We start from the raw sequence: 26,626 nt of genomic DNA, 5'->3' as shown, positions 1-26,626 counted from the left end.
TGTCACTCTCCAACTGCCACTGATCGAGACGGTCCATGACCTCCTCCACCATTACCCTTAGCCGCGGCCTGATCCTGCTGATGGCAACCGCCACCGGCCTCGCCGTGGCCAGCAACTACTACGCCCAACCGCTGCTGCACAGCATTGCCGAACATTTCGGCCTGACCACCGCCAGCGCCGGGGCCATCGTCATCGCCGCCCAGCTCAGTTATGGCGCCGGGCTGTTGTTGCTGGCGCCGCTGGGCGACCTGTTCGAACAACGCCGGCTGATCGTCAGCATGATCGGCATCAGCACCCTGGGCCTGCTGATCAGCGCCGTGTCGCCAGGGCTGCCCTGGCTGTTGCTGGGCACCACCCTGACCGGTCTGTTCTCGGTGGTCGCCCAGGTGCTGGTGCCCATGGCCGCCGGCCTCAGCGACCCGGGCCAGCGCGGCCGGGTGGTCGGCACCCTGATGAGCGGCTTGCTGCTGGGCATCCTGCTGGCACGCACCGCCGCCGGTTTCATGGCCGAACTGGGCGGCTGGCGCAGCATCTACCTGCTGGCGGCGGCACTGATGGCGATCTGCGCCATTGCCCTGTGGCGCGCCTTGCCCGAGCGCCACCAGCATGCCGGGCTCAATTATCCGGCGCTGATCGGCTCGGTGTTTCGCCTGTTCGTCGACGAACCGATCCTGCGCCTGCGCTCGCTGCTCGGCTTGCTGGCGTTCAGCCTGTTCGCCCTGTTCTGGACGCCCCTGGCCTTTCTCCTCTCGGCAGCGCCTTATCACTACTCCGACGCTGTGATCGGCCTGTTCGGCCTGGCCGGTGCCGCCGGCGCGCTGTCGGCCAACTGGGCCGGACGCCTGGCCGATCGCGGCAAGGGTCCACTGGGCACCACGGTCGGGCTGCTGGCGCTGCTGCTGTCCTGGGTGCCGCTGGGCTTTGCCCAATCGTCGCTGCTGGCACTGCTGATCGGCGTACTGTTGCTGGACCTGGCGGTGCAACTGGTACACGTGAGCAACCAGAACGCCGTGATTGCCCTGCGCCCGGAAGCACGCAATCGGCTGAACGCCGGTTACATCACCTGCTACTTCATTGGCGGTGCGCTAGGCTCTCTGCTCGGCACCCAGCTGTTCCAGGCCCGGGGCTGGCAGGGCATTGTCGTCGCCGGCTTCATCATCGGCAGCCTGGCCCTGCTGGTCTGGGCCCTGGCCGAACGCCAGCGCAGCCTGAAGGCACGTACGGCCTGAGGGGCAGTGCAGATCCCGGGCGACCCTCCGTCGCCTGGCGATTGACTTGTGGTGGTGCCGGGCGCTCAGTAGCGCGTGGACAATTGCCCTCTCAATCTGGATGACACGATGACAAGACTCACGGTTCAGTCCGGCGACTTCTTGCAAGGTGAAGGCGAATATCGCAACGGATCGCTCACACTCAAGACCTGCCGCAGCCCCTCCCCCGGCGAAAAAATTGCCGTTACCCGCATCAGTGAGCTGGTAGTCGCCAACCAGGAGTCCAGCCGCAGCCTGGGCAGCGCCCTGGGCTGGGGCATGGCCGGTGCCCTGGTGGCAGGTCCCGTCGGCCTGATTGCCGGCTTGTGGCTCGGCGGCAAGGAAGAGGAGGTGACCTTCCTGGCCACCTTCAAGGACGGGCGCAAGCTGCTGGCCATCACCGACAGCAAGACCTGGTCGAAGATCAACGGCCACTGGCGCCGTCATTCGCCAGCGCTGGCGGATCGCTGAACCCGCCAGTCGTTCGCTCAACCGCTTGAAACCTTGTAGACAGGGGCACCCTGATCCGGTCGCCCCTGCTAAGATGCGCGCCCGCCTGCCCGGCGCAATGCCGGCGGCTATCCACACGTTGTGACTTTCAACCCCATCCCCATGGACCGCGACGACGCCTGTCGGCGCGTCTGCTGCGTGCTTTCAAGGAGCTTTTTGCATGACCCTGCCCCACCCTCGCCTGCCCTTGAGCCTGCTTGGCTTGAGCCTGGCCCTGCCCGCCTCGCACAGTCTGGCCCAGGACAGCGTCATCCTGGCCCCGGTCGAGGTGTCGCAAACCTACAACGAGGGTTACCAGGTGCAGGAAGCATCGGTGGCGGGTTTCGCCCCGGCAGCGTTGCTCGACACTCCGGCATCGGTGGCCGTGTTCAGCCAGCAACTGCTCGCCGATCGCCAGGTGCGCCTGCTCAGCGAAGTGCTGCAAAGCGATGCCTCGGTGGGTGAAAGCTATGCACCGATCGGCTACTACGAGAACTTCAACGTGCGCGGCTTCGAGCTCAACGCCGCCAGCAGCTACAAGATCAACGGCCAGACCATCGCCGGTGAACAGAACGTGGCCCTGGAGAACAAGCAGCAGGTCGAGCTGCTCAAGGGCCTGTCCGGCCTGCAGAGCGGTGTTGCCGAACCTGGCGGCCTGATCAACTACGTGACCAAGCGCCCTGAAGAGGTACGCTCGGTGACGGTGTCGAGCAACGATGAGGGCGAGCGCTACATCGCCACGGATATCGGTGGCTGGTTCGGCAGCGAACGCCAGTTCGGACTGCGCGCCAACCTGGCCCATGAAGACATCCGCTCCTATGTCGACCACGCCGACGGCACGCGCGACTTCGCCGCCCTGGCCTTCGACTGGCAGATCAACCCCGATGCCGTGCTGCAACTGGACGCCGAGTACCAGCAGCGCGATCAGCGCTCGGTGCCGGGTTACCAACTGCTCGGCGGCACCAGCCTGCCCCACGGTATCGACCCCCATGACCGCCTGGCCTACCAGCAGTGGGCCAACCCGGTCGGCATCGACTCGCTGAACCTGGGCGGACGCTTCGAGTACCGCTTCAACGACACCTGGACCGGCAGCCTCAGCGCCTCGCGCAGCAAAGTGGTGATCGACGACTACAGTTCCTTTGCCTGGGGTTCCAGCGAGGGGGCCTACTTCAGCAGTGCCGGCGACTACGACATCTACGACTACCGCAGCCCCGACGACACGCGGCGTACCGACGAAGCCCAGGCGACCCTCAGCGGGCGCTTCGATGCCCTGGGCCTGGGCCATGAACTGACCTTGGGCAGCAGCGCCCAACGGCGCACCCTGGACCAGCGCCCTTACTTCAACGAATGGATCGGCAGCGGCAATATCTACCAGGACACCCCGGCACTGGCGCCGTCCGACAAGACCCCAGGCGACAGCACCCGCCGCCTGGACAGCCGCCAGTACGGCCTGTTCGCCAGCGACCGGATCAGCTTCAACGAGCACTGGCAGACGGTCCTCGGCGCACGCCTGGTGCGCCTGGACGAGAAAACCTTCGATGAACAGGGCAACCCCGGTCGCCACACCCGCGACTATGAGCTGCTGCCCAATGCCGCGTTGATCTACAAGCCGCGTGCGGACATTTCCCTCTACACCAGTTACAGCAAAGGGATTTCCTCCGGCGGCACCGCGCCGTGGTTCGCCAGCAACAGCGCCGAAATCCTCGCACCGACCCTGTCACAACAGCTGGAAGTCGGCATCAAGCGCGACTGGCAGCGCCTGAGCCTGAGTGCGGCGCTGTTCCAGCTACGCCAGGCCTACCAGTATTCCCGGCCGGATGGCGAAGGCGGCTTCACCTACGTGCAGCAGGGCCAGCAAAAGAACATCGGCCTGGAGCTGGGGGCTAGCGGCTGGCTGACCTCGCGCCTGCAGATCAATGCCAGCGCCGCCGCCATCCGTGCCCGGGTCAAGCACAGCGGCACGGCCGACTACGAAGATCACCAGGCGCTCAACGTGCCGAACCTGCGTGCCGCCGTGCAGGCCGACTACAGCCTGCCGATCGAGGGCCTGGCCCTGCTTGGCGGTGCACGCTACAGCGCCAGCAAATACGCCAACCAGGCGGGCACGGTAGAGGTGGGCAGCTATGCGGTGTTTGATCTGGGCAGCCGCTACAGCACCCGCATCGGTGGCTACGACACGGTGTTCCGGCTGATGGTGGATAACCTGTTCGACAAGCGTTACTGGCGTGATGCCGGGGAGTACCTGGGGGATGGCTACCTGTTCCAGGGGGCGCCGCGGACTGCACACCTTTCGGCTTCGGTGAGCTTTTGAGGCGCTGATCGCGGGGCAAGCCCGCTCCTACACCGGTAGGAGCGGGCTTGCCCCGCGATGGCCCAAACAAAAAGCCCCCGACCTTTTCAGGACGGGGGCTTTTCTAAAAGTGGCGGTGAAGAAGGGATTCGAACCCTTGATACAGTTTCCTGTATACACACTTTCCAGGCGTGCTCCTTCAACCGCTCGGACACTTCACCGGGTATCGTCAGGCGTTCAGCCCGTCGAGGTGCGCTAATGTAGTCGAAACCTTCGTCGATGGCAAAGGTTTTTTTCAGAATTTTCATGCGCTTAAGCCGGATCCCGAAAAAAACCGGGCGCAGGTGGCAAAGCCGCCAATCTCTGGCGTGCTTCGGCAGCCCTGCGCCGCGCACTCCCGCCAGGCAAGGCAAAACGCCACGGAGCTGACTGGCCAGTCAGTCACGGCGCTTTACCTGCCCCTCCGGCCTGAGTAACGTCTGCTCAACTCTCCCCTTAGGAACCTGTGTCATGAGTGAGCTGATTACCTACCACCTCGAAGACGGCATCGCGACCCTGACCCTGAACAACGGCAAGGTCAACGCCATTTCGCCTGACGTGATTGCCGCCTTCAATGCCGCCCTCGACCAGGCCGTGCAGGATCGCGCCGTGGTAATCGTCACCGGCCAGCCCGGTATTCTGTCCGGTGGCTACGACCTCAAGGTAATGACCTCCGGTCCCCAGCAAGCCGTCAGCCTGGTGACCGCCGGCTCCACCCTGGCCCGGCGCATGCTCTCGCACCCGTTCCCGATCATCGTTGCCTGCCCAGGCCACGCCGTGGCCAAGGGCGCCTTCCTGCTGCTCTCGGCCGACTACCGGATCGGTGTCGAAGGCCCGTTCAACATTGGCCTGAACGAAGTACAGATCGGCATGACCATGCACCACGTCGGGATCGAACTGGCCCGTGATCGCCTGCGTCGCTCGGCGTTCCACCGCTCGGTAATCAATGCCGAGATGTTCGACCCGGTCGGCGCCGTGGACGCGGGCTTCCTCGACAAGGTGGTACCTGCCGAGCAACTGCAGGAAGCTGCCCTGGCTGCCGCCCGGCAGTTGAAGAAAATCAACCTGCACGCCCACAAGCTCACCAAGCTCAAGGTGCGCAAGGCCCTGCTCGACACCCTGGACGACGCCATCATCCGCGATCAGGAACACCTGGCCTGACCCCCTACCAAGGCCTGATTGCGCTTGTTTGCGCAATCAGGCCGGGATGACCGCATTCAGCGTTTGCTCACCTCTGTGCACGCCCGTACACTGCGCCGCGTTTGTCTGGTGTGAGTCGTAGAATGCTATTTCTTGTTCGCATGCTCCTGTTGGGGCTGCATTGTTTCGTGGTCGGTGTACTGGGTGTGCTGATCGGCCTGTGCCGGCCGTTCAACCCGGACAACAGCCGGATCTTCGCCCGGCTCTATGGCCTGCCGGCCACCTGGCTGATGCGCCTTGAGGTCAAGGCCGAGGTCGGCCCGCTGTTCGACCAGCCACCCGGCTGCGTGATCGTCGCCAACCACCAGTCCAACCATGACCTGTTCGTGCTCGGCCATGTGGTACCGCCGCGCACCGTGTGCGTGGGCAAGAAAAGCCTGAAATGGATTCCCTTGTTCGGCCAATTGTTCTGGCTGGGCGGCAATGTGCTGGTCGACCGCGGTAATTCCTACCAGGCCCGTCGCGCCATGCAGACCACCACCCGTACCCTGCGCGAAGACGACACTTCGATCTGGGTGTTCCCGGAAGGTACACGCAACCCCAATGAGCAGCTGGTCCCGTTCAAGAAGGGTGCCTTTCACATGGCGGTCGAAGCCGGTGTGCCGATCGTACCGGTGTGCGTCAGCCGCTATGCCAAACGCCTGAGCCTCGGCGGCTGGCGCCGTGGCAAGGTGATCATTCGCTCCCTGCCGCCGATCGCCACCAGCGGCCTGACCCAGCAGGACGTACCGGCGCTGGCCGAACAATGCCGCGCGCAGATGCAACGCTGCATCGACCTGATGGAAGCCGAACTGCCCCGCACCTGAACGGTTGCCGAATCCTGCGTGTCAGACCAAGCTACTGGCACGGTAATCAGAAGAAGCGAACCACCATGGGACGAGTCGTTGCGGCGGCGGTGTACAGCGCCGGCAGAAAAGTCACCAACATCACCCTCGATGAAGGCGCCCAGTGGGCGGCCAAGCCCGGGCATTTTGTCTGGATCGGCCTGGAAGAGCCCAACGCCCAGGAGCTGGCCAACCTGCAACGCCAGTTCAACCTGCATGAACTGGCCATCGAGGATGCGCTGGAGAAGCACAGCCGGCCGAAGCTGGAAACCTTCGGCGATGCGCTGTTCATCGTCACCTACTCGCCGGTGCGCCATGAAGGCAAGCTGGAATTCATCGAAACCCATATCTTCGCCGGCAACGGCTACATCATCACCGCCCGCAATGGCCACTCCCGGTCCTACGCCCTGGTGCGCCAACGCTGCGAAGCACGTCCGCTGCTGCTCGAACATGGCGAGGACTTCGTGCTCTACGCCCTGCTCGACTTCGTCACCGAGAACTACCAGCCGGTCAGCGAAGCCATTCATGGCGAGATCGAAGAACTGGAGCAGAGCGTACTGAACAACTCACTGCAGGAAGAGGACATCCAGCGCCTGCACAGCCTGCGCCGCGACATCCTGCGCCTGCGCCGCTACGTGGCGCCCATGGTCGAGGTCAGCGAAGAACTGCAGCGCCTGACCTTTCCGTTCATCGACAAGAACATGCGCCCGTATTTTCGCGATGTGCAGATCCACGTCACCCGGCAGATGGAAGACCTGGCCGGAATCCGTGACATCGCCAGCCAGACCATCGAGATCGGCATGCTCCTGGAGGCGTCACGCCAGAGCATCGTGCAGCGCAAATTCGCCGCCTGGGCGGCGATCCTGGCCTTCCCCACCGCCGTGGCAGGGATCTACGGGATGAACTTCCAGAACATGCCGGAACTGAGCTGGCACTACGGCTATTTCGCTGTGCTGGGCGTGATCGCCGTGGGCTGCACGGCGCTCTACGCCAGCTTCAAACGCTCCGGCTGGCTTTAGCAGCCTGCGGCTGGGCAATGAAGCGCAGCATCCACTCGCCCACCAGGCCACCCTGGTGCTCTTCGACCAGGCTGGCCACGGCCTTTTCGTAGACCTCCGGGCCCAGGCTTTGCTGGCGCAGGTCCAGCAGCGCCCGCGAGTAATCGTGGACGAACTCGGGGTGGCCCTGGAAGCACAGCACCTGGTCGGCGATGTGGTAGGCGGCGAACGGGCAGAAATCGCTCGAAGCGATGACCGTGGCGTTCTCCGGCAGTTGCGTGACCTGGTCCTGGTGGCTGATCAACAGGGTCAGTTCGGAGACGTGCGGGTCCATCCACGGCGCCCGCGCCGCCAGGGTGTAGCGGTGAATGCCGACACCCCAGCCCTGCTCGGCACGCTCGGTCTTGCCGCCCAGCAGCAAGGCCAGCAACTGGTGGCCGAAACACACGCCCAACAACTTGTCGCCACGCTGATAACGCTCAAGCAGGAAAGTCTTGAGGGTCGCAATCCACGGGTCGTCGCCAAAGGAGTCGGCCTTGCTGCCAGTGACCAGGTAGGCATCGAAGACCTGGTCGTCGGCGGGGTACTCGCCGTTCATCACGTTATACACGTCGAACTCGGCGGCGATCGACTGGTTGGCGAACAGCTGCTCGAACATCCGTCCGTAGCCCTGGTACTGCCCGATCAGTTCGGGTCGCAGGACGTCGGTTTCCAGGATGCAGATGCGTAGCGACATAAAAGTAGTCCTGAACGACAAAGGCGGGATTGCCCCCTAGAGCCTGCCGCGAATAAGGCTTACAAGCAAGTAGGATGCACTGACGAACGGTCATCCACTGTGGATCCAAGTGCCGGACAGACGAAAGCGTCTAGCAAGGGGAATGCTGATTGGTAGCACATGGCCTCATAGCGGAAATACACATTAATTAATAAGTTCATACGAAAGCGTTCTAAAACAGAGCTGACGTTGACCCTAAGGTTAGTTGTATATCCATCAGCAAAGGTTCACGTCTGAACGTCAAACCGCATTACCCATGTTTGCCGGATCGACGACAAGGAAGCCACAAGGCACTCAGGAATAACAACAAAAAGGCGGTCAGCCATGTTCAAAACACACAAAGTACGTCAAGCCGGGCTCATTCTCTTCGCCACGACATTGCTGTTGATCTTGCCGAACTTGTCGCGTCTGTTCGGTTGAACCTCGTTGTGGCTCTTTGCGGTCGTGCGCAGGTAATCTGCCAGCCCTGATGGTTGGAGATTGCCCATGCGCCGCTGCCTCGTCCTGTTATCGACCCTGCTCTGCCTGCCCCTGCAGGCGGCGCAATTGACCCTGGAACTGGGCAACGGCAGTCGTCATTGGCAAAGCGCCGAACTGCTCGCCCATCCCCAGGCCCGGGACATCCGCATCGATGACGATGTGTCCTACAAGAAAACCATGCACTACCGCGCGGTGCCGCTGGCTGCGCTGTTACCGGGCATAACGCCCCAGGACCACCTGCAGGCCGTGGCCGAGGACGGCTTTGCTGCCGAAATGCCCGCCGCCCCCTTGCTCAAGGACGGCCCGAGTCGCGCCTGGCTGGCCATCGAAGACCCGGCCAGGCCCTGGCCTCCCCTGGGCAATGGCAAGCACAGCGCCGGCCCTTTCTATCTGGTCTGGACCCAGCCGCAAGCCGGGCGTATCAGCCCGGAACAGTGGCCCTTCCAGGTGGCCAGCATCCGTCGCCTGGCGCCGGTGGCCGAGCGTTTTCCCGCACTGTTGCCGGCATCGACCCTGGCCGCCGACGACCCGGTCAACCTCGGTTTCACCCTGTTCCAGAAAAACTGCCTGGCCTGCCACCGCCTCAACGGCGCGGGCGACGCGCAGTTCGGCCCAGACCTGAACCTGCCTCACAATCCCACCGAATATTTCCAGCCGGCCTTCCTGCGTCGCTATATCCGCGACCCGCAGAGCCTGCGCCAGTGGCCCCAGGGGAAAATGCCCGGTTTCAGCAGTACGGTACTCAGCGACACGGAACTGGACGCACTGCTTGCCTACCTGGCGCATATGGCCACGCGCAAGCCTTGAGGGTGGGGTGTAAAGGTACTCAGGAAAGGGAAAGCGACTCACAGAGGGCGGGTCAGGCCGCCCCCGTGCGCCTTGTATTCAAGCCAGCTGGCGCTCCTGTTTGACGCCCCAGCCTTCGATTTCCCCGCCCAGGGGAGCGATCACCGCTTCGAAGTTCTGCTCGAATTCGTCGATGCCGCCGTAGGTGGCGTACATCACCTTGCTCAACTCCAGGTGCCAGGCACCATCGTCGCGCTCATGCACCTGGGCGCTGAGCGATTCGCCACGAAACTGTCCCGCTGCCCGTCGTGCCCGCGCCTCATCGGGAAAAACCGCATAGAACTCAATGGGATGGATCTGGGCGAAGTTGAACCCGCCTTCTTTCATCCGGCGCAATACCGTGCTGCTGATGTCCTCGTATTGGCTGCTCATGAATCGTCCTCCTGATTACTGATTGGATAGACTTTCAGTGCAAAACGCACCTGCCCGCCACACAAGCCGTGCGGGGGCAATTCGAGCTGAATGCATGACGTGGATCGGCAAGCCCGGGCTGGGGTAAATCCGGCCCGACCTTGTTTGCAGCGTAGCGCTTTGGCGCCAAGGGTGCCAGCCAGCTGGGCGTTTCAGGGCGCTTCGGTGATCGAGGTGACCTCCACGCCGTTCTGCTCCTTGAGCCATTTGGCCGTGGGCATGCTGTCGCGGCCATCGAAATCATTGAGGTCCAGTTCGTCCATGACCGGAAACAGATGGCTGCGGACCAGGCGCGCAGCCTCCTCGAGCGTGGGTGGTTGTTCGCTGGTGTAGGGCAGCGAGGCTCGCTCGCCTTTCTGATCAACAAAGGTAATGACCCAGTCTTTCATTGGACTCTCCTCTGCACTGATCAACAACAACTTACCTTCCGTTGACTCGCATGGCCGCGAATTGTTCAGCCACGGTCCAGCCAACCCGCAAAAAAAAAGAGGCCCTGAAGGGCCTCTTTTTATTCAGTGTAGCGTTCGCTCACTTACTTGGGCGTACCGTGGACGACACCGGCGGTGTTATCCAGCAGGCTCTTGGTCGCGGTCTGGATGAACGACTCGAGCTTGTGGGTCAGGTCCTTCTGGTCCGGGCTTTCGATCAGCTCGGCCTTGAAGTTGGCGCCCAGTTCGTAGCGATACATGCGCGGCGACATGTCCTTGGACTCGATCAGGATGCGGTCACCCTTGACCAGGCCGACGATCTGCTCGCTGCCCGACGGCTTGATCATGCCGAAGCCTGGGTCGCCCGCCGGCAGGTTGAGCAGATCACGGCCCCAGCACTGGTGACGGGTTTCGCCGCCCAGGCGGCCCATGATGGTCGGCACGATGTCGATCTGGGTACCTACGGTGTGGTTGACCGCACCGAACTTCTCCTGGATGCCAGGGGCGATCAGCAGCAGCGGCACGTTGAAGCGGCCCAGGTCCAGCTCGGTGACTTGCTGGTGGTTGCCGAAGCCGTGGTCGCCGACGATGACGAACAGGGTTTCCTTGAAGTACGGCTCCTTGCGCGCCTTCTCGAAGAACTGGCCCAGGGCCCAGTCGGAGTAACGCATGGCGGTCAGGTGCTGGTCGAGACGGCCCTGGCCGGTCACGGCCTCTACCGGCAGCTGGGCCGGCAACGCATACGGGGTATGGTTGGACAGCGTCTGCAGCAGGGCATAGAACGGTTTCTTGCCGTAGTTCTTGGCCAGCTCTTCGGCGCCACGGTCGAACATGTCCTGGTCGGACACGCCCCAGGTCGGATCGGAGAACACCGGATTGACGAAGTCGTTACGGCCAATGAAGGTGGTCATGCCCTGGTTGCCGAAGAACCCGGACTGGTTGTCCCAGGCGAAGTCGCCGTTGTAGACGTAGACATCGTCATAGTCACGGGCGCTGAGCAGTGCCGGCAGGCCCGACAGCTTGTGGCCGCCTTCTGGGGTCTGCATCAGGTACTCGAAACCTGGCAGGTTCGGGTAGCAGGCCATGGTGGCGAACATACCCTGGTGGGTGTGGGTGCCGTTGGAGAAGAAACGGTCGAACAACAGCCCTTCCTTGGCCAGCTTGTCGAAGTACGGGGTGATGTTGTTCGGGCTGCCCAGGGCGCCCACCGAGTGACCGGCGAAGCTCTCCATGAGGATCACCACGACGTTCTTGATCGGCAGGGTGTTGTCGGCCGGCGGGGTGAAATCGCGGCGAATGGCGGCGCTGTCGGCATCGACCAGTTTGTCGTTGTCGGTCAGCAGCATGTCGCGCACGGTCTGGGTGGCCAGGGTCTGCTCGATGGTCGATTTCCAGACGTTGGCACGGTCTTCGCCGAAACGGCTCTTGGCGGCATCGATCAGGGTCAGGGTGCCGTTGAGGCCCAGCTGGTTGACGAAGTTCGAGTCAGTGGTGAAGGCATCGCCCCAGCGCATCGGCGGACCCTGGCGCAGGGTGCCGCGAGCGGCGACGACGGCCACCAGCAGGACCATGAAGAACACCACGCCACGCACGTACCAGGGGGCGACGCTGCGGCTGCCGGCCACTTTACTCTCATAGACGCCACGGGGACGGGTCAGGCGGTCGATGCCCTTGAACAGCAGGCTCAGCAGCCAGGTGCCGACAATCCACGCCAGCAGGTAACGCACCACCGGGAAGCCGTACCAGAGCATGCTCAGTACGGTCTTGGGATCTTCCTTGATGTACTGGAACACCAGGCCGTTCAGGCGCTGGTGGAACTCGCGGTAGAAGTCCATCTCCATGAGGCCGAGGAACATCACGACGCTCGAACCCAGGGTCAGCCACAGGCGGAACAGGCCGCGCGCAGCCATGGCCCGGGCGCTGAGGACGGCCAGCAGCAGCGGAATGCTCAGGTAGACCACCACCCGCAGGTCGAAGCGCAGGCCGTTGAGGAAACCCTCGGCCACGGTCGACATTGGTGTGTTACCAATCATGTCATTGTTGTAGATCAGCAGGCCCAGGCGGACCAGGCTGAGCATCAGCATGATGACCAGGCCACACAGCAAGGTGTAGGCCAGGTGCGATTTTAGCGTCGGTTGCAGCGGGCGCGACGCGGCCCGCTGGTCACTCAAGGCGTCCGTGTTAGCCATGGATTGGAGGATCCCTAGGATTCAAATTCAAGAAAGGCAAAAAAAGCGAAGCGGCAAATGTGCACTAAACCCGAGGGCAATGCACGGCCATTCGGCGAACGGATAATTGCGCGCGCGGATTTTCCATAATCGAATGTGAAAATTTCGTTGATAACAGCCTTGGGCGGCGACTTGCGCTATCGTGGTCGTTCATTCATTACCCAGGCGAAGCGCCATGTATTACCGCTACCAGCCCAGTCCGCTCGGCCCGTTGTTGCTGGCCGGCGATGAACAGGGTCTGCACCTGGTGCACATGGACGCCATGCAGGCCTGGGAACTGCCGGACACCTGGCAACCGGCCGGCCGGCAACTGGATGAAGTGGCCCGGCAACTGGACGAGTACTTCGCCGGCCAGCGCGAGCAATTCGAGCTGGCACTGGCGCCGCTGGGCACGGCCTTCCAGCGCGAAGTCTGGCAGGCCTTGCAGCGCATCCCCTACGGCACCACCTGCAGTTATGCCGAGCTGGCCCAACGTATCGGCCGCCCACGGGCGGTGCGCGCGGTCGGCACGGCCAACGGTGCCAACCCGATCGCGATCATCGTGCCCTGCCATCGGGTCATCGGCAGCAATGGCACCTTGACCGGCTACGCCGGCGGCGTGGAGCGCAAGCAGCTGTTGCTGGAGCTGGAAGGCGCCTGGCTGATCTGATCACTGTGGGAGCGGGCTTGCCCCGCGATTGCGTGCGTTCAGGTACACCGCAATCGCGGGGCAAGCCCGCTCCTACAGACGGTCAAGCACCGACAGCGGTTACAGGCGCACATTCCCCCGTGGCCCGGCGATCGCCCAGATGATCAGCCCCAGCACCGGCAGCAGCAGGATCAACAGGATCCAGAGAATCTTCGGCCCCATGGCCACGCCGCTTTTCAGCACATTGATGATCGCCCAGATATCCAGGGCGAGGATGATCAGCCCCACCAGGCCGTTGAATGTGGAACCCATTGTTTCGCTCCAGCGCGTAAGTGTGCCCAAAGGATAGTTGGCTATAAGGCCCATAGAAGGGAATCGTTGGCCGGGTTGCGACACCGCTGGTTACACTCGAGCCAAAGAATCCTGCCCCGAGAGGTCGTCATGCCCCCCGCCCAAAGCGCCGCCAGCCCGGCACCCGTGTCACTGCTCAATGCCTGGGTGCAACAGGCACAAGCCGCGCCGTGGCTCAGCGCCGGCCTGGGCCTGAGCCTGCTGGCCGTGCTCGGCCTGCTGCTGGCCAGCGCCTGGAACGCGGTGCACGGCGATCACCAGCACAACCTGCAGCTGGCAACGCTCGGCGGTCTGGCCGGATTTGCCGCCACCGCCCTGGGCGCCATCATGGCCGTGGTGCTGCGTGATGTCAGCGCCCGCAGCCAGGATGTGATGCTCGGCTTCGCCGCCGGAATGATGCTCGCCGCCAGTTCCTTCTCCCTGATCCTGCCAGGCCTGGACGCCGCCCGCGAGATCACCGGCAATGGTCCCTTTGCGGCATTGACCGTGGTGGTCGGCATGGGCCTGGGCGTGTTGCTGATGCTGGGCCTGGACCGCTTCACCCCGCACGAGCATGAAAGCACCGGCCCCTGCGGGCCACAGGCCGAACGGATCAACCGGGTCTGGCTGTTCGTGCTGGCGATCACCCTGCACAACCTGCCCGAGGGCATGGCCATCGGCGTGAGTTTCGCCAATGGCGACCTCGCTGTCGGCCTGCCGCTGACCAGCGCCATCGCCATCCAGGACATTCCCGAAGGCCTGGCCGTGGCCCTGGCTTTGCGTGCCACGGGCTTGTCGAGCTTCAAGGCGGCGTTGGTGGCCATCGGCTCGGGCCTGATGGAGCCGCTGGGCGCCATCATTGGCCTAGACATTTCCACCGGTTTTGCCATCGCCTACCCAGTGAGCATGGGTCTGGCTGCCGGCGCCATGATCTTCGTGGTGTCCCACGAGGTCATCCCGGAAACCCATCGCAACGGCCACCAGACCTCGGCGACCCTGGGCCTGATGGGCGGCTTTGCGGTAATGATGTTCCTCGACACCGCCCTCGGTTAAACGTGCACCGCCACCCGCAGCGCCTCCAGGGCAGGTGCTGCGGCGATCTTGAGTGCCTCGCAGAGTTCCAGCACCCGCGCCAGGTCGTTGTTGCCGACCATGACCATCTGCAGTTCGTCATCGAGCAACTGACTGAAATTCACCAGCACATAGCCCCCCTGCTCCTTGTTCAACGCCCCCATCTGCACCTGGATGCGGTTGAGCGCGGTCAGCGGATCGACCTTGGCCAGTTGCTTGGGCTGGAGGTTGAAAGCCACGCTCTTGTCGAAAGAAGCGACGATTTGGGCGAACAGGTCTTTGTAGCTGTCGGCCTGGAACAGCACGGTGTCCGGCAGGCTGCCCACCACGATCCATTCGCCCAGGGAGAACGGGAAGCTGTCGTCGTAGTTGATATCGGGATTGGCGGCGAGAAAGGCTTGCGGGTCGGCATAGGCCTGGACGGCTTCGTCGGCGATGCGCTCGATTTCGTCCTCGCGCATGCAGCCAGCGCTGATTTTGCCGATGAGTTCGACCAGTTGGGATTTCATGAAGGGGCCCTGCGACGATAAAAAAAGTCGCCAAGGATAGCCGCAAAAGCCCCCCGGGGGTTAGCCGGCCAGCGCCTTCAGCTGTGCGGCGGTGTCGTTGGCGCCCATGGCCTGGGCAGCACCCAGGGCGGAAATACCCCTGGCATCCTGGCGCTGCGGATCGGCGCCCTGGCCCAGCAGGTACTCGACTATGGCGCTGCGGTTGAACATGGCCGCCATCATCAGCGCGGTGCGCCCATCGGCCCCGGCCGAATCCACGGCTACCCCCCGCTCCACCAGCAAGCGGACCATGGCCAGGTCACCCTTGAAGGCTGCACCGGCCAGGGGCAACTGGCCGTTGTCATTGGCGATCATCGGGTCGGCGCCGTGTTCGAGCAGAACCCGGACGGCCTCGACATGACCGTGATAGCTGGCGAGCATCAACAAGGTATCGCCCTTGTGGTTGCGCAGGTTGGCCGGCAGGCCGCTGTCGAGCAAACGCGCGAGCATCGCGTCATCACCCTGGCGCGCCCGGTCGAAAACCGCCTCGGCAAACGCGTCGGTTTGATCGTCGTTGATGGGAGTGGCGCTACGTTGATCGGACATGGGGAACCTCCTGGCAGCCGGAAAAGCCCAAGTATTTGCCAGGGACGATTGCCGGTCCATTGTGGATAACCCATGGTGCCGACAGAGCAATTCTATTGGCGGGGAATCTTGCAAAATGCAGGGTGCCAGGTGCACGACCTTGCACATTGCACGGCGGCCTGATTCCAAAGCAAGATGTAAGACATTGATTAACAAGAAAATTATTAATCACAAAAGGCTGGCACAGTCGCTGCACCCATCACTCCATGTCTGCCATCCACAGCCAGGAGTTGATATGGACCTCATCCAGGAAAAATTCGCCTCGGTATTTTCCGCCTACGACGTGACCACCCAGGCGCGTCCCGATGGTGGCATCCTGCTGACCTTGCGTGCGGCAGATGGCAAGCAGGTCAGGCGCTCGATTTCCTACGGCCAGCTGCACAGCGCCGAACAACTGACCTGGGCGATCAGTGCGATTCGCCGCGACCTGGCCGAGCAGGCCAGCGAGTTGCCGATGATTTCCAGGCTGCAGAGCCAGCAGCGGTTTGCGCTGCCGACCTATCGTTGAATTGCGTGGAGTCCCATCGCGGGGCGAGCCCGCTCCCACAGGCCCCTTGAGTCAATCGTCCAGTCGGGCAAAGGACTCGGCGATGGGTTCGCCGCTGTACACCGCAGCCCCGCCCTGGGCATCGCGGTTGAACAAGCGGATCACCACGAAATGCGGGTTCTCGCCCATGTCGACCCAGTGCCGGGTGCCCGCCGGCAGCACGATCAGGTCGTTTTTCTCGCACGCCACGGCATAGACATAGTCACCGACACGCAGGGTGAACATCCCGCGACCGGCAACGAACAGGCGCACCAGATCTTCTTCGAGGGTACATTCGCGCAACTCGACCGCTTGCGGTTCCTGGCTGCTGACACGTTCGACATCGACGCTGCGATAGCCACCTGCGGTCATCAGCCGGTCGATATCGCCCTGGTAGGCGGCGATCAGCGCTTCATCGCTGGCATCCGACGCAATCGGCGCGGCCTGCCAGCGCTCGAAACGCACGCCCTGCTCGGCCAGGGTCGCGGCGATGTCCTCGGCGTGGGTCAGGACCTTGTTGGGAATGTCCGGGGTGGAGCAGTGGTAAACAGTCAGGCTCATGCCCTGTCCTCTTTCATTCGGGTCGCCATGATAACGGCTGCAGCCAGGGCTGCGACGCTGGCAATACTAAAGGTGGTAGCCGGCCCCAGCAGGTTCCAGCTGTAGCCTGAATACAGGGCGCCCAGGGCGCCGCCGGTGCCCGCCAGCGCGGCGTACAGGGCCTGGCCCTGGCCTTGCTGGCGCGCCCCGAAACTGCGTTGCACGAAGGCAATGGACGCTGCATGGAAACTGCCGAAGGTGGCCGCATGCAGGACCTGGGCAAACAGCAGGATCCACAGGTGTTCGGCGAAATTGCCCAGCAGCAGCCAGCGCAACGCCGCCAGGGCGAAACTGGCCATCAGCACCCGACGCAGGGAAACCCGGGCCAGGATCCAGCTCATGGCCAGGAACATCAGCACTTCGGCCACCACGCCCAGGGCCCAGAGCATACCGATGATGCCGCGGCTGTAGCCCAGATGCTCCAGGTGCAGGGTCAGGAAGGTGTAATAAGGCCCGTGGCTGAGCTGCATCAGCGCCACGCAGATATAGAACGCCGCGACGCCCGGGCTGGCCAACTGCTTGAGAAAGCCTGCGCCGCCGCTGCGCTCGTTCTGCCCGGGGGGCTGGGCGTTGGGCACCCAGAGGCTGGCCAGGACAATACCGGCCATGATGATGACCAGGGTCTGCGGGTAGACATCCAGGCTCAACCCGTCGAACAGACGCCCCAGGCCGACCACGGTGAGGATGAAACCGATCGAGCCCCACAGGCGGATCTGGCTGTAACGCGCCGTCTGCCCCTGCAAGTGCGCCAGGGTGATGACCTCGAACTGCGGCAGCACCGCGTGCCAGAAGAACGCATGCAGGGCCATGACCAGCGCCAGCCAGGCGTAGCTCTTGTCGAAGAAGATCAGGGAAAAGGTCGCCAGGGTCGACAGCGCCCCCAGGCGCACGATCAACAGGCGCTGGCCACTGCGGTCACCGAGCCAGCCCCACAGGTTGGGGGCGATGCAGCGCATCAGCATGGGGATGGCCACCAGCTCGCCGATACGCGCGCTGGAGAACCCCAGGTGATCGAAATACAGCGCCAGGAAAGGCGCTGTAGAGCCGAGCAAGGCGAAGTAGAACAGGTAGAAACTGGACAGTCGCCAGTAGGGAATCGGCGCCACGGCTCAGCAAGCCGCGGCGCGCAGGACGGCTACCGGCATTACAGCTGGCCCAGTACCGGCGTGTTCACCTTCACATCGGCGTTCTGCCCGCGATGACGCAGCAAATGATCCATCAGCACGATGGCCATCATCGCCTCGGCGATCGGCGTGGCGCGGATGCCCACGCACGGATCGTGACGCCCCTTGGTGATCACTTCCACCGGATTGCCATGGATGTCGATGGACCGGCCGGGGGTGGTGATGCTCGAGGTCGGCTTCAGGGCCAGGTGGGCGACGATCGGCTGGCCGGAGGAAATGCCACCGAGGATGCCGCCGGCGTTGTTGCTGAGGAAACCTTGCGGGGTCATCTCGTCGCGGTGCTCGGTGCCGCGCTGGGCGACGCTGGCGAAACCGGCGCCGATCTCCACGCCCTTGACCGCGTTGATGCTCATCAGCGCGTGGGCGAGCTCCGCATCCAGGCGATCGAAGATCGGCTCGCCCAGGCCCGGCATCACGCCTTCGGCGACCACGGTAATCTTCGCCCCCACCGAGTCCTGGTCACGGCGCAGCTGGTCCATGTAGGCCTCCAGCTCCGGCACTTTGTCCGGGTCGGGGCTGAAGAAGGCGTTCTGTTCCACCGAGTCCCAGGTCTTGAACGGAATCTCGATCGGGCCCAGCTGGCTCATGTAGCCGCGAATGCGAATGCCCTGGGTGGCCAGGTATTTCTTGGCGATGGCACCGGCCGCCACGCGCATGGCGGTTTCCCGCGCCGAGCTGCGGCCACCGCCACGGTAGTCGCGCTCGCCGTACTTGTGGTGATAGGTGTAGTCGGCGTGGGCCGGGCGGAACAGGTCCTTGATCGCCGAGTAGTCCTTGGACTTCTGGTCGGTGTTGCGAATCAGCAGGCCGATGGCGCAACCGGTGGTGCGCCCTTCGAAGACCCCGGAGAGGATCTCGACTTCATCGGCTTCCTGGCGCTGGGTGGTGTGCCGGCTGGTGCCGGGCTTGCGCCGGTCGAGGTCGTGCTGCAGGTCGGCCAGGGAAATTTCCAGGCCCGGCGGACAGCCATCGACAATGGCGACCAACGCCGGACCATGGCTTTCGCCAGCGGTGGTGACAGTGAACAGCTTGCCGTAGGTATTGCCGGACATGCAGGACGCTCCGCGAATCAGCCTGATTTGAACAAGGCCGCCAGTATACGCAGGCTAACCATTCAGTTCATCCCTGATGGCGAACCTTCTGCCCGGACGCAGGTCAAAAAGCCATCTCCTCGATAGTGGCCCCCTGATGTTGCGCGTTCTCGCGGTACTCGCCCTGCTCTTCAGTGGCCTGGTCCAGGCGGCTGCGCCCACGGTCCTGCAACGACCGATCAGTCTCGATACCGGCAACGGCACGTTGTATGGCAGCCTGTTGCTGCCGCGCAGCGAGCAACCGCCGCCGGTGGTGTTGATCATCCCCGGCTCCGGCCCCACCGACCGCAACGGCAACAACCCCGACGGCGCCCACACCGACAACCTCAGGCAACTGGCCCTGGTGCTGGCGAAAAACCACATCGCCAGCGTGCGCTACGACAAGCGCGGCGTGGCCGCGAGCCTCGCGGCGACGCCGGACGAGCGCGACCTGACGGTCGAAGCCTACGTCGCCGATGCCGTGGCCTGGAGCCACAAGCTCAAGGCCGACCCGCGCTTCGGCCCGCTGATTCTGCTCGGCCACAGCGAAGGCGCACTGATTGCCAGCCTGGCCGCCCAGCCGGCTGGTGCCAGCGCCTTGATCAGCGTGGCCGGCAGTGGCCGGCCGATCGACGAGGTCTTTCGCAGCCAGATCGTCGAGCGCCTGGCCGATCGCTACGTGGCGCCGGCCACCCAGATTCTCGACAACCTGAAGGCCGGACGGGTCTCCTACAGCGTCCCCGCGCCCTTGCGCGATGTATTGCGCCCCAGCGTCCAGCCCTACCTGATCTCACTGTTCCGCCAGGATCCGGCAGCAGCGTTTGCCCAGGTCAAGGTACCGGCCCTGATCATCCAGGGCACCCACGATATCCAGGTCGACGTCAGCAATGCCGAACGCCTCAAGGCCGCCAGGCCCGATGCCGAGCTGGTGCTGATTCCCGGCATGAACCATATGCTGCGCATTGCCCCGCAGGACGCCCGCCTGCAACGCGAGGCGTACCTGAACCCGCAACTGCCGCAAGCCAGCGAGCTGGGTGAGCGGATCTTCGACTTTATCCACAGGCTCCCGGCCGCTTGAACGCCACAGGGCGAAATTCCACCTCCAGTCCTGAACGATCCTGCCGATAAGCCGGTGCTGGCATGGAGATTGTGTCCAGCCTGCTGCGCACAAGAGGATTGCCGTGATGACTGAAGCCGCCCCCCAGGAAGCCCTTGATACGCCAGAGGCCGCGTCGGTACCTGCCCCGCTGCCCTGGGCCGAGGTCGCCCCGGAGCATTTCCAGATGCTGCGCCTGGCGCCGCTGCCCACCGACCGCAACAGCGGTGCCCGGCCGCTGCGTTTCGTCCAGTACGGCTATGCCGAGCGCCACAACAAGGACCTGAGCCTGCTGCGCCTGGCCATCCAGCTGCCGGGGCAGAAGGTGCGCAAGGAACAGAACCACCTGGACATCTGGGTCGACCATCAGGAAAAAAGTGTGCGCGTCGGTCCCGACAGCGGCCTGCAGATCGAGCCCTTGAACCGTGGCCTGGGGCGTTTCCTGCTGGCCCAGGCCGTGATCTGGGCCCAGCGCAAGTGGTCGCACTACCGGGTCGAGGGCGCGGCCCTGGCGAACAAGGACGCGCTCAACGAAGACACCCGCCTGCGCCGCGACCATGTGTTGCACAGCCATGGCCTGGAGGTTGAGTACGCCGATGCCCAGCACCTCAAGGGGCGCTACGTCGAGCTGCAGGTGGGCGAACTCAAGGGGGGATGGAACAGTGAAAAGGTGCAGCGCATCGAGATCCTCGATGCTGCCCAGATGCTCCAGCAGGCCGACCAGAACCTGCAGGAAAAGGAAGCGCAGCTGCGCGAGCGTGACGAGCGAGTCAGCAAGTACCGCCGCGAAGACAGCGGCTTGCGCTTCACCATCACCTGCCTGGTGGCCTTTGCGGTGTTCCAGGCCGGGCTGCTGATCTGGATTGCCACCCACCGCTGAAAGCCATCGCGGGGCAAGCCCGCTCCCACGGTAGGAGCGGGCTTGCCCCGCGAAAAATCACACCTTACACCCGCGAAGCAAACAGCCCCTGATGCTGGCGGCACTGCTCGGCCGTGAGCATGAACACCCCGTGCCCGCCACGCTCGAATTCCAGCCAGGTGAAATCCACCTCCGGGTACAACGCCTCGACATGCACCTGGCTGTTGCCCACTTCGACGATCAGCAGGCCTTTTTCGCTCAGGTGATCCGCCGCCTCGGCCAGCATCCGCCGTACCAGGTCCAGGCCATCGTTGCCGCAGGCCAGTCCCAGCTCCGGTTCGTGATGGTATTCCTCCGGCATGTCGGCGAAATCTTCGGCATCGACATAGGGTGGGTTGGACAGGATCAGGTCGAAACGCTGGCCCGGCAAACCTTCGAAACCATCGCCCTGCACGGTGTACACCCGCTCGTCGAGGCCATGGCGCTCGATGTTCTGGTTGGCCACTTCCAGCGCTTCGAACGACAGGTCGGCCAGCACCACCTCGGCATCCGGGAACACCTCGGCACTGACGATACCGATGCAGCCGGAGCCGGTGCACAGGTCGAGGATGCGCGCAGGCTCGTTCGCCAGCCACGGCTCAAAACGCTTTTCGATCAGCTCGCCGATGGGCGAGCGTGGAATCAGCACGCGCTCGTCGACGATGAACGACAAGCCGCAAAACCATGCCTCGCCCAGCAGGTAGGCAGTCGGCACGCGGTCTTCGATGCGCCGCTTGAGCAGGCGCTGCAGGTGCACGACCTCGTCCTCTTCCAGCTGGCAGTCAAGGTAGCTGTCGGCAATTTCCCAGGGCAGGTGCACCGAGCCCAGCACCAGCAGCCGCGCCTCGTCCCAGGCGTTGTCGGCGCCATGCCCGAAAAACAGGCCATGCTCATGGAAACGGCTGACAGCCCAACGGATATGATCGCGCAGGGTGCGCAGGCGAGAAGTGATCACGACAGACTCCTTGAAAGACGACCTGCGATTCTACCAGCCCGGTCAAGGAAAAGGTCGGCAAAACGCCTTGTAAGTTTTTCACCGGCATGGCTGCAGGCCACTAACCACGCCGCTTGTACGCGAAGCGATTCACATAAGCGCTCAGGCAAGGGACAATAGGTGAAAAGCCCTATCCAAAGGAGCCCTTGATGTCTGTTCCAACGACGATGTTCCACCTCAGTGGCCGCGGCTACCCGCCAGCCAAACTGAGCAATGCCAGCCTGGTCATTATCGACGCGCAAAAAGAGTACCTCAGCGGTCCGCTGGCGCTGTCGGGCATGGACGAGGCGGTGAAGAACATCGCTAAAATGCTCGAGGCTGCGCGCAAGGCCGGTCGCCCGATCATCCACGTGCGCCACCTGGGCACGGTCGGTGGCCTGTTCGATCCCCAGGGCCCGCGCGGCGAGTTCATCCCAGGCCTGGAACCCCGGGGCGACGAGGTGATCATCGAAAAGCGCATGCCCAACGCGTTCAAGAACACCCAGCTGCATGAAACCCTGCAACGCTTCGGTCACCTGGACCTGATCGTCTGCGGTTTCATGAGCCATTCCAGTGTCAGCACCACCGTGCGCCGGGCCAAGGACTATGGTTACCGTTGCACCCTGATCGAGGATGCCTGCGCCACCCGTGACCTGCCATTCAAGGACGGTGTCATTCCCGCTGCGCAGATCCAGCAGAGCGAGATGGCGATCATGGCCGACAACTTCGCCTGCGTGGCCCCCACCAGCAGCCTGATCTGAGCGGTCGGGCGACGGGCTGGCGGAACCACCTTGCGGCTTTTCGGTCAAACTCCGGATATCCATAGAGGAAATCGGCATGAAGTTGTCCGACGGTTTCGATGCCAAACGCTTGCGCCAGCGTGAGCCACGCAACTGGGGCGCACGCCTGGCGGCAGCCTTTTCGGCGCTGCTGGCGACCCTGGGTGTGCTCCTGGCCATGGCCGGCACCGCCAGCCTGCTCGGCAATCCCGAGGCGCTGGCCGAGCTCAATGCCAACCGCTCCGGGGCCGCGGTGATCCTCGCCGCCGGCCTGTTGTTGCTGTACCTGGGCGTCTGGTTCTGGCGCCGCAGCCGTCTGCGCCTGCGCCGCAGCCGCGAGCTGAACCTGTCGCCGCACCTGATGAAGAAACACGATTGACTGCAACCTGTGGAGGAGTCGCGTAAACTGCGCCGCCCAGGCGGAGGCTTACATGCAAGACGACGATTTTTCCCTGTTCAAGAGCGAGATGCGCGGCGTCAAGCCGATCAAGCATGATCGCGCCGAGGTCGGCAAGCCCAAGGCCGACCGCAAGCAGCTGGCCGGCCTGCGCCAGGCGGCCACCGTACGAAGCGACCAGAGTGTGGTCGATGGTCTTTCCGACCAGTTCGTCATCGATGTCGGCCCCGAGGATGATCTGCACTGGCGCCGTGATGGCGTGCAGGAAAGCCAGATGCGCAAGCTCAAGCTGGGCCAGATCGCATTCGAAGGCAGTCTCGACTTGCACGGTATGAATGTCGAGAAGGCCCGCGAGACCCTCTGGGCCTTCCTCGCCGAGGCCACCCGCTTCGAAGTGCGCTGCGTGCGGGTCACCCACGGCAAGGCCGTGCGCCTGGATGGCAAGAAGCCGATGATCAAGAGCCACGTCAACACCTGGCTGCGCCAGCACCCGCAAGTACTGGGCTTTACCTCATGCCAGGCCCGCCATGGCGGCACCGGCGCGGTGTATGTCATGCTCAAACGAACCATGCTCGAAGGCCGTGACGAGTAACGCCGTACTTGCAGCGCCGTCACAGCCGCCGTACCCTTCGCGTTTGCGATAAATACCACAGGTAGATCCATGTCCCTGGAACAGAACTACACCGCTATCCTCGGCCAGATCGGCGAGGACGTCTCCCGCGAGGGCCTGCTCGACACGCCCAAGCGGGCTGCGAAGGCCATGCAGTACCTTTGCCGCGGTTATGAACAAACCCTGGAAGAAGTCACCAACGGCGCCCTGTTCAGCTCCGATAACAGTGAAATGGTCCTGGTCAAGGACATCGAGCTGTACTCGCTGTGCGAACACCACATGCTGCCGTTCATCGGCAAGGCCCATGTCGCCTACATTCCCGATGGCAAGGTCCTGGGCCTGTCGAAGGTAGCGCGGATCGTCGACATGTACGCACGTCGCCTGCAGATCCAGGAGAACCTCAGCCGCCAGATCGCCGAGGCGGTCCAGCAGGTCACCGGCGCCCTGGGCGTGGCAGTGGTCATCGAAGCCAAGCACATGTGCATGATGATGCGCGGCGTCGAGAAGCAGAACTCGACCATGATCACCTCGGTCATGCTCGGTTCGTTCCGTGCAAACGCCGCCACCCGCAGCGAGTTCCTCAGCCTGATCAAGTAAGCAGGCGCGTCATCGAGCCGACCCACCGTGGTCGGCTTTTTTCATTCCCAGGAGTTGCCATGATCGTCAAAGCACTGCGTGTGGGCCTTGGCCAGTTGATCGTATTCGCCGACTGGATCAGTCGCCCGGCCAAGCTCAAGCGCGACCCCGCGGCCCAGGCCAAGGTCGAGCAACAGGCCAAGGGCCTGAGCCTGTATCAGTTCCACGCCTGCCCGTTCTGTGTGAAAACCCGCCGCACCCTGCACCGCCTGAATGTGCCGGTGGCCCTGCGCGATGCCAAGAACGACGAACAGCACCGCCAGGCCCTGCTCGCCGAGGGCGGCAAGGTCAAGGTGCCGTGCCTGCGCATCGAAGAAGGCGGCAAGACCACCTGGATGTACGAATCCAAGGTGATCATCGACTACCTCAACAAGCGTTTCGCTGCCTGATCGTTCAACCGATCATGGGCACATGACGGGGATGGCTGGCGACACGCTCCAGCCATTCCTTCACCGCCGGGTAACCCTCCAGGTCAAAGCCCCCCTGCTGGGCGACATGGGTGTAGGCATACAGCGCGACGTCGGCGATCGAGTAGCTTTCGCCAACCAGGTATGGGGTTAGCTGCAACTGCTTCTCCATCACCCGCAGGGCCTTGTAACCGCCCTTGTGCAAGGTCTTGTACTCCTCGATGCGTTCCTGCGGCAGCCCCAGGTAGAACTGGATGAAGCGCGCCACGGCAATGTACGGCTCGTGGCTGTACTGCTCGAAGAACTGCCATTGCAGCACCTGGGTACGCAAGCGTGGCGAGCTGGGCAGAAACTCGCTGCCATCGGCGAGGAAGTTGAGGATCGCGTTGGATTCCCACAGGTAGGTACCGTCTTCGAGCTCCAGCACCGGCACCTTGCCGTTGGGGTTCATGGACAGGAACGCCGGGGTTTCCGTCTCGCCCTTGAGGATATCCACCGAATGCCACTCGTACGGCAGGTCGAGCAGATGCAACATCAGCTTGACCTTGTAGCAGTTGCCCGACTGGTAATCTCCATAAACCTTGTACATCGCTCCCCCCATTCAAAGGCGCAAACCTGGCCGCACTCATAGTTGGTGACTGTACGGCTAAATGCAATGCCTGCTGTATGGCAACGGTCAATAACCTGCGCGGTAGTCTGAAAAAACTGCTTACACCTAGAACAAGGATCGACCCCCATGTCCGATGCCACTTCCGCGCAATTGCGCCCGTTGGCCGACTCTTCGCCCTCAGCCGTCGTCGCCGGCTTCATCGCCATGATGACCGGCTACACCAGCTCCCTGGTGCTGATGTTCCAGGCCGGCCAGGCCGCGGGCCTGACCAGCGGGCAGATTTCCTCCTGGATCTGGGCACTGTCGATCGGCATGGCCGTGTGCAGCATCGGCCTGTCCCTGCGCTACCGCACACCGATCACGGTGGCCTGGTCGACCCCTGGCGCGGCGCTGCTGATCACAAGCCTGGGCGGCGTCAGCTACGGTGAGGCCATTGGCGCCTACATCACCTGTGCGGTGCTGGTGGTGATTTGCGGCCTGACCGGCAGTTTCGAACGCCTGGTCAAGCGCATTCCCGCCTCGCTGGCCTCGGCCTTGCTGGCCGGTATCCTGTTCAAGATCGGCAGCGAGATCTTCATCGCCGCCCAGCACCGCACCGCCCTGGTGCTGGGGATGTTCTTCAGCTACCTGATCATCAAGCGCCTGTCGCCGCGCTATGCGGTGCTGGCAGCCTTGCTGGTGGGCACGGCCTTGTCCGGCGCCATGGGCCTGCTGGATTTCAGCGGATTCCGCCTGGAAGTGGCGACACCGGTATGGACCACGCCGAGCTTTTCCCTGGCGGCGACCATCAGCATCGGCATTCCGCTGTTCGTGGTGGCCATGACCTCGCAGAACATGCCCGGCGTCGCCGTGCTGCGCGCCGACGGTTACCAGGTGCCGGCCTCGCCGCTGATCTCGGTCACCGGCCTGGCCTCGCTGGTGCTGGCGCCCTTCGGCTCCCACGGCATCAACCTGGCGGCCATCAGCGCCGCCATCTGCACCGGCCCCCACGCCCATGAAGACCCGAACAAGCGCTACACCGCCGCGGTCTGGTGCGGCGTTTTCTACGGTATCGCCGGTATCTTCGGCGCCACCCTGGCCGCCCTCTTCGCCGCCCTGCCCAAGGAACTGGTGCTGTCGATTGCCGCCCTGGCCCTGTTCGGCTCGATCATGAATGGCCTGACCGTGGCCATGAACGAGGCGAAGGAGCGCGAGGCGGCGTTGATCACCTTCATGGTCACCGCCTCGGGCTTTACCCTGTTCTCGATCGGCTCGGCGTTCTGGGGGATCGTGGCGGGCGTGCTGACCTTGATGATTCTCAACTGGCGCAAGGCTTGAAGGATCGCAGGCTCCCACACTCTGCCCCCGTGGGAGCAACTGTCTTTTGTAGGAGCGGGCTTGCCCCGCGATTGCAATCGGTCAGTTACATCGCATCGCGGGGCAA

The 26,626-nt window shown here is 63.4% G+C and carries 30 protein-coding genes and 1 tRNA gene; 18 read left to right on the top strand and 13 right to left on the bottom strand.

What is annotated here, in order from left to right; genetic code table 11:
* The first annotated feature begins 35 nt into the window (after positions 1–35).
* From M2D63_RS04960 to M2D63_RS04950, 3 genes are all read left to right on the top strand, one after another.
* The gene (locus M2D63_RS04960; protein ID WP_285861709.1) at positions 36–1,229 is read left to right on the top strand and encodes an MFS transporter; all 1,194 of its coding nucleotides are present in this window, start codon (positions 36–38) and stop codon (positions 1,227–1,229) included.
* A gap of 108 nt (positions 1,230–1,337) precedes the next feature.
* Entirely contained in the window at positions 1,338–1,718 is a 381-nt protein-coding gene (locus tag M2D63_RS04955) for a hypothetical protein (protein ID WP_285861708.1), read from the top strand.
* A gap of 199 nt (positions 1,719–1,917) precedes the next feature.
* Positions 1,918–4,047 carry a TonB-dependent siderophore receptor gene (locus M2D63_RS04950; protein WP_285861707.1) on the top strand — a complete coding sequence of 710 codons (2,130 nt, stop codon included), beginning with the start codon at positions 1,918–1,920 and terminating at the stop codon, positions 4,045–4,047.
* A gap of 110 nt (positions 4,048–4,157) precedes the next feature.
* Here the strand turns inward: M2D63_RS04950 and M2D63_RS04945 are convergent.
* Positions 4,158–4,247 (bottom strand) — tRNA-Ser (locus M2D63_RS04945).
* A 289-nt stretch (positions 4,248–4,536) separates the two neighbouring features.
* Here M2D63_RS04945 and M2D63_RS04940 point away from each other — a divergent pair.
* The 3 genes from M2D63_RS04940 to M2D63_RS04930 all read left to right on the top strand — a co-directional run bounded on the left by M2D63_RS04940 (position 4,537) and on the right by M2D63_RS04930 (position 7,108).
* On the top strand, positions 4,537–5,226 hold the full coding sequence (locus M2D63_RS04940; RefSeq protein WP_285861706.1) for a crotonase/enoyl-CoA hydratase family protein: 690 nt from the start codon (positions 4,537–4,539) through the stop codon (positions 5,224–5,226).
* A 122-nt stretch (positions 5,227–5,348) separates the two neighbouring features.
* The gene (locus M2D63_RS04935; RefSeq protein WP_285861705.1) at positions 5,349–6,071 is read left to right on the top strand and encodes a 1-acyl-sn-glycerol-3-phosphate acyltransferase; all 723 of its coding nucleotides are present in this window, start codon (positions 5,349–5,351) and stop codon (positions 6,069–6,071) included.
* Positions 6,072–6,136: 65 nt separating this feature from the next.
* Positions 6,137–7,108: a magnesium and cobalt transport protein CorA gene (locus M2D63_RS04930; RefSeq protein ID WP_285861704.1), complete on the top strand. Its 972-nt coding sequence runs from the start codon at positions 6,137–6,139 to the stop codon at positions 7,106–7,108.
* Here the strand turns inward: M2D63_RS04930 and M2D63_RS04925 are convergent.
* On the bottom strand, positions 7,086–7,823 hold the full coding sequence (locus tag M2D63_RS04925) for an amidotransferase (protein ID WP_285861702.1): 738 nt from the start codon (positions 7,821–7,823) through the stop codon (positions 7,086–7,088). The two genes, M2D63_RS04930 and M2D63_RS04925, sit on opposite strands and share 23 nt — an antisense overlap.
* Positions 7,824–8,348: 525 nt before the next feature.
* On the opposite strand from M2D63_RS04925, the gene M2D63_RS04920 reads away from it, so the two are divergent.
* The gene (locus M2D63_RS04920) at positions 8,349–9,149 is read left to right on the top strand and encodes a cytochrome c (RefSeq protein WP_285861701.1); all 801 of its coding nucleotides are present in this window, start codon (positions 8,349–8,351) and stop codon (positions 9,147–9,149) included.
* Between the two features lie 78 nt (positions 9,150–9,227).
* Here the strand turns inward: M2D63_RS04920 and M2D63_RS04915 are convergent, their stop codons facing one another.
* The 3 genes from M2D63_RS04915 to M2D63_RS04905 all read right to left on the bottom strand — a co-directional run bounded on the left by M2D63_RS04915 (position 9,228) and on the right by M2D63_RS04905 (position 12,216).
* The gene (locus M2D63_RS04915; RefSeq protein ID WP_285861699.1) at positions 9,228–9,560 is read right to left on the bottom strand and encodes a ribonuclease E inhibitor RraB; all 333 of its coding nucleotides are present in this window, start codon (positions 9,558–9,560) and stop codon (positions 9,228–9,230) included.
* Positions 9,561–9,751: 191 nt separating this feature from the next.
* A complete protein-coding gene (locus M2D63_RS04910) occupies positions 9,752–9,988 on the bottom strand; it encodes a hypothetical protein (protein WP_285861698.1) in 237 nt (78 codons plus the stop codon).
* A gap of 143 nt (positions 9,989–10,131) precedes the next feature.
* Positions 10,132–12,216, bottom strand: a complete 2,085-nt coding sequence (locus M2D63_RS04905; RefSeq protein WP_285861696.1) for an LTA synthase family protein — start codon at positions 12,214–12,216, stop codon at positions 10,132–10,134.
* 214 nt (positions 12,217–12,430) lie between these two features.
* Between M2D63_RS04905 and M2D63_RS04900 the strand changes: the two genes are divergently transcribed.
* Positions 12,431–12,904: a methylated-DNA--[protein]-cysteine S-methyltransferase gene (locus M2D63_RS04900; protein ID WP_285861694.1), complete on the top strand. Its 474-nt coding sequence runs from the start codon at positions 12,431–12,433 to the stop codon at positions 12,902–12,904.
* A 99-nt stretch (positions 12,905–13,003) separates the two neighbouring features.
* Here the strand turns inward: M2D63_RS04900 and M2D63_RS04895 are convergent, their stop codons facing one another.
* A complete protein-coding gene (locus M2D63_RS04895) occupies positions 13,004–13,195 on the bottom strand; it encodes a PLDc N-terminal domain-containing protein (RefSeq protein ID WP_285861692.1) in 192 nt (63 codons plus the stop codon).
* A gap of 129 nt (positions 13,196–13,324) precedes the next feature.
* Here M2D63_RS04895 and M2D63_RS04890 point away from each other — a divergent pair, with 129 nt between their 5' ends.
* Positions 13,325–14,266 (top strand): ZIP family metal transporter, encoded by a 942-nt coding sequence (locus M2D63_RS04890; protein WP_285861691.1) that lies wholly within the window; start codon positions 13,325–13,327, stop codon positions 14,264–14,266.
* Here M2D63_RS04890 and M2D63_RS04885 read toward each other — a convergent pair.
* Complete coding sequence (locus tag M2D63_RS04885) at positions 14,263–14,793, bottom strand: hypothetical protein (RefSeq protein ID WP_285861690.1); 531 nt, start codon at positions 14,791–14,793, stop codon at positions 14,263–14,265. The genes M2D63_RS04890 and M2D63_RS04885 overlap by 4 nt on opposite strands.
* A 60-nt stretch (positions 14,794–14,853) precedes the next feature.
* Positions 14,854–15,378, bottom strand: coding sequence for an ankyrin repeat domain-containing protein (locus M2D63_RS04880; protein WP_285861688.1), 525 nt, complete (start codon positions 15,376–15,378; stop codon positions 14,854–14,856).
* 274 nt (positions 15,379–15,652) lie between these two features.
* On the opposite strand from M2D63_RS04880, the gene M2D63_RS04875 reads away from it, so the two are divergent.
* Positions 15,653–15,925 (top strand): DUF3509 domain-containing protein, encoded by a 273-nt coding sequence (locus M2D63_RS04875; protein WP_285861686.1) that lies wholly within the window; start codon positions 15,653–15,655, stop codon positions 15,923–15,925.
* 51 nt (positions 15,926–15,976) lie between these two features.
* Here M2D63_RS04875 and M2D63_RS04870 read toward each other — a convergent pair whose 3' ends face one another.
* The 3 genes from M2D63_RS04870 to aroC are packed head-to-tail and all read right to left on the bottom strand — an operon-like array spanning position 15,977 to position 18,779.
* Complete coding sequence (locus M2D63_RS04870; RefSeq protein WP_285861684.1) at positions 15,977–16,504, bottom strand: acireductone dioxygenase; 528 nt, start codon at positions 16,502–16,504, stop codon at positions 15,977–15,979.
* Positions 16,501–17,649 carry an MFS transporter gene (locus M2D63_RS04865; protein WP_285861683.1) on the bottom strand — a complete coding sequence of 383 codons (1,149 nt, stop codon included), beginning with the start codon at positions 17,647–17,649 and terminating at the stop codon, positions 16,501–16,503. The genes M2D63_RS04870 and M2D63_RS04865 overlap by 4 nt, the downstream gene beginning before the upstream one ends.
* A 38-nt stretch (positions 17,650–17,687) precedes the next feature.
* Positions 17,688–18,779: a chorismate synthase gene (gene aroC / locus M2D63_RS04860; protein WP_285861681.1), complete on the bottom strand. Its 1,092-nt coding sequence runs from the start codon at positions 18,777–18,779 to the stop codon at positions 17,688–17,690.
* A gap of 133 nt (positions 18,780–18,912) precedes the next feature.
* On the opposite strand from aroC, the gene M2D63_RS04855 reads away from it, so the two are divergent.
* Positions 18,913–19,875, top strand: coding sequence for an alpha/beta hydrolase (locus M2D63_RS04855; RefSeq protein ID WP_285861827.1), 963 nt, complete (start codon positions 18,913–18,915; stop codon positions 19,873–19,875).
* Between the two features lie 106 nt (positions 19,876–19,981).
* Positions 19,982–20,773, top strand: coding sequence for a hypothetical protein (locus M2D63_RS04850; protein ID WP_285861680.1), 792 nt, complete (start codon positions 19,982–19,984; stop codon positions 20,771–20,773).
* Positions 20,774–20,837: 64 nt separating this feature from the next.
* Here the strand turns inward: M2D63_RS04850 and prmB are convergent, their stop codons facing one another.
* Positions 20,838–21,746 (bottom strand): 50S ribosomal protein L3 N(5)-glutamine methyltransferase, encoded by a 909-nt coding sequence (gene prmB, locus M2D63_RS04845; protein ID WP_285861678.1) that lies wholly within the window; start codon positions 21,744–21,746, stop codon positions 20,838–20,840.
* A 188-nt stretch (positions 21,747–21,934) separates the two neighbouring features.
* On the opposite strand from prmB, the gene M2D63_RS04840 reads away from it, so the two are divergent.
* The 5 genes from M2D63_RS04840 to M2D63_RS04820 all read left to right on the top strand — a co-directional run bounded on the left by M2D63_RS04840 (position 21,935) and on the right by M2D63_RS04820 (position 24,575).
* Positions 21,935–22,525: a cysteine hydrolase family protein gene (locus tag M2D63_RS04840; protein WP_285861677.1), complete on the top strand. Its 591-nt coding sequence runs from the start codon at positions 21,935–21,937 to the stop codon at positions 22,523–22,525.
* Between the two features lie 76 nt (positions 22,526–22,601).
* Positions 22,602–22,922: a hypothetical protein gene (locus M2D63_RS04835; RefSeq protein ID WP_285861676.1), complete on the top strand. Its 321-nt coding sequence runs from the start codon at positions 22,602–22,604 to the stop codon at positions 22,920–22,922.
* A 52-nt stretch (positions 22,923–22,974) separates the two neighbouring features.
* On the top strand, positions 22,975–23,532 hold the full coding sequence (locus M2D63_RS04830; RefSeq protein ID WP_285861675.1) for a Smr/MutS family protein: 558 nt from the start codon (positions 22,975–22,977) through the stop codon (positions 23,530–23,532).
* Between the two features lie 69 nt (positions 23,533–23,601).
* Positions 23,602–24,147 (top strand): GTP cyclohydrolase I FolE, encoded by a 546-nt coding sequence (gene folE / locus M2D63_RS04825; RefSeq protein ID WP_285861674.1) that lies wholly within the window; start codon positions 23,602–23,604, stop codon positions 24,145–24,147.
* A gap of 59 nt (positions 24,148–24,206) precedes the next feature.
* Entirely contained in the window at positions 24,207–24,575 is a 369-nt protein-coding gene (locus tag M2D63_RS04820; RefSeq protein WP_285861673.1) for a glutathione S-transferase N-terminal domain-containing protein, read from the top strand.
* Positions 24,576–24,579: 4 nt separating this feature from the next.
* Here the strand turns inward: M2D63_RS04820 and M2D63_RS04815 are convergent, their stop codons facing one another.
* The gene (locus M2D63_RS04815) at positions 24,580–25,182 is read right to left on the bottom strand and encodes a glutathione S-transferase family protein (RefSeq protein ID WP_285861672.1); all 603 of its coding nucleotides are present in this window, start codon (positions 25,180–25,182) and stop codon (positions 24,580–24,582) included.
* A 147-nt stretch (positions 25,183–25,329) separates the two neighbouring features.
* On the opposite strand from M2D63_RS04815, the gene M2D63_RS04810 reads away from it, so the two are divergent.
* Positions 25,330–26,520, top strand: coding sequence for a benzoate/H(+) symporter BenE family transporter (locus tag M2D63_RS04810; protein WP_285861671.1), 1,191 nt, complete (start codon positions 25,330–25,332; stop codon positions 26,518–26,520).
* The last annotated feature ends 106 nt before the right edge of the window (positions 26,521–26,626 follow it).

Source organism: Pseudomonas sp. BJa5 (genome assembly GCF_030272875.2).
In the GTDB taxonomy this organism is placed as follows: Bacteria; Pseudomonadota; Gammaproteobacteria; order Pseudomonadales; family Pseudomonadaceae; genus Aquipseudomonas.
Note: the sequence above shows the minus strand (reverse complement) of the source record. Positions and strands in the feature narration are given on the sequence as shown.

Excerpts from the sequence above, each read along its gene's own strand:
- M2D63_RS04875 (WP_285861686.1), top strand. The coding sequence starts at position 15,653 with ATGGACCTCATCCAGGAAAAATTCGCCTCGGTATTTTCCGCCTACGAC.
- M2D63_RS04950 (WP_285861707.1), top strand. The coding sequence starts at position 1,918 with ATGACCCTGCCCCACCCTCGCCTGCCCTTGAGCCTGCTTGGCTTGAGC.
- M2D63_RS04820 (WP_285861673.1), top strand. The coding sequence starts at position 24,207 with ATGATCGTCAAAGCACTGCGTGTGGGCCTTGGCCAGTTGATCGTATTC.
- M2D63_RS04935 (WP_285861705.1), top strand. The coding sequence starts at position 5,349 with ATGCTATTTCTTGTTCGCATGCTCCTGTTGGGGCTGCATTGTTTCGTG.
- aroC (WP_285861681.1), bottom strand. The coding sequence starts at position 18,779 with ATGTCCGGCAATACCTACGGCAAGCTGTTCACTGTCACCACCGCTGGC.
- M2D63_RS04920 (WP_285861701.1), top strand. The coding sequence starts at position 8,349 with ATGCGCCGCTGCCTCGTCCTGTTATCGACCCTGCTCTGCCTGCCCCTG.
- M2D63_RS04925 (WP_285861702.1), bottom strand. The coding sequence starts at position 7,823 with ATGTCGCTACGCATCTGCATCCTGGAAACCGACGTCCTGCGACCCGAA.
- M2D63_RS04835 (WP_285861676.1), top strand. The coding sequence starts at position 22,602 with ATGAAGTTGTCCGACGGTTTCGATGCCAAACGCTTGCGCCAGCGTGAG.
- M2D63_RS04850 (WP_285861680.1), top strand. The coding sequence starts at position 19,982 with ATGACTGAAGCCGCCCCCCAGGAAGCCCTTGATACGCCAGAGGCCGCG.
- M2D63_RS04815 (WP_285861672.1), bottom strand. The coding sequence starts at position 25,182 with ATGTACAAGGTTTATGGAGATTACCAGTCGGGCAACTGCTACAAGGTC.
- M2D63_RS04910 (WP_285861698.1), bottom strand. The coding sequence starts at position 9,988 with ATGAAAGACTGGGTCATTACCTTTGTTGATCAGAAAGGCGAGCGAGCC.
- M2D63_RS04895 (WP_285861692.1), bottom strand. The coding sequence starts at position 13,195 with ATGGGTTCCACATTCAACGGCCTGGTGGGGCTGATCATCCTCGCCCTG.
- M2D63_RS04905 (WP_285861696.1), bottom strand. The coding sequence starts at position 12,216 with ATGGCTAACACGGACGCCTTGAGTGACCAGCGGGCCGCGTCGCGCCCG.
- M2D63_RS04810 (WP_285861671.1), top strand. The coding sequence starts at position 25,330 with ATGTCCGATGCCACTTCCGCGCAATTGCGCCCGTTGGCCGACTCTTCG.
- M2D63_RS04880 (WP_285861688.1), bottom strand. The coding sequence starts at position 15,378 with ATGTCCGATCAACGTAGCGCCACTCCCATCAACGACGATCAAACCGAC.
- M2D63_RS04885 (WP_285861690.1), bottom strand. The coding sequence starts at position 14,793 with ATGAAATCCCAACTGGTCGAACTCATCGGCAAAATCAGCGCTGGCTGC.
- folE (WP_285861674.1), top strand. The coding sequence starts at position 23,602 with ATGTCCCTGGAACAGAACTACACCGCTATCCTCGGCCAGATCGGCGAG.
- M2D63_RS04900 (WP_285861694.1), top strand. The coding sequence starts at position 12,431 with ATGTATTACCGCTACCAGCCCAGTCCGCTCGGCCCGTTGTTGCTGGCC.
- M2D63_RS04890 (WP_285861691.1), top strand. The coding sequence starts at position 13,325 with ATGCCCCCCGCCCAAAGCGCCGCCAGCCCGGCACCCGTGTCACTGCTC.
- M2D63_RS04955 (WP_285861708.1), top strand. The coding sequence starts at position 1,338 with ATGACAAGACTCACGGTTCAGTCCGGCGACTTCTTGCAAGGTGAAGGC.
- M2D63_RS04870 (WP_285861684.1), bottom strand. The coding sequence starts at position 16,504 with ATGAGCCTGACTGTTTACCACTGCTCCACCCCGGACATTCCCAACAAG.
- M2D63_RS04840 (WP_285861677.1), top strand. The coding sequence starts at position 21,935 with ATGTCTGTTCCAACGACGATGTTCCACCTCAGTGGCCGCGGCTACCCG.
- M2D63_RS04930 (WP_285861704.1), top strand. The coding sequence starts at position 6,137 with ATGGGACGAGTCGTTGCGGCGGCGGTGTACAGCGCCGGCAGAAAAGTC.
- M2D63_RS04830 (WP_285861675.1), top strand. The coding sequence starts at position 22,975 with ATGCAAGACGACGATTTTTCCCTGTTCAAGAGCGAGATGCGCGGCGTC.
- M2D63_RS04915 (WP_285861699.1), bottom strand. The coding sequence starts at position 9,560 with ATGAGCAGCCAATACGAGGACATCAGCAGCACGGTATTGCGCCGGATG.
- M2D63_RS04940 (WP_285861706.1), top strand. The coding sequence starts at position 4,537 with ATGAGTGAGCTGATTACCTACCACCTCGAAGACGGCATCGCGACCCTG.
- M2D63_RS04960 (WP_285861709.1), top strand. The coding sequence starts at position 36 with ATGACCTCCTCCACCATTACCCTTAGCCGCGGCCTGATCCTGCTGATG.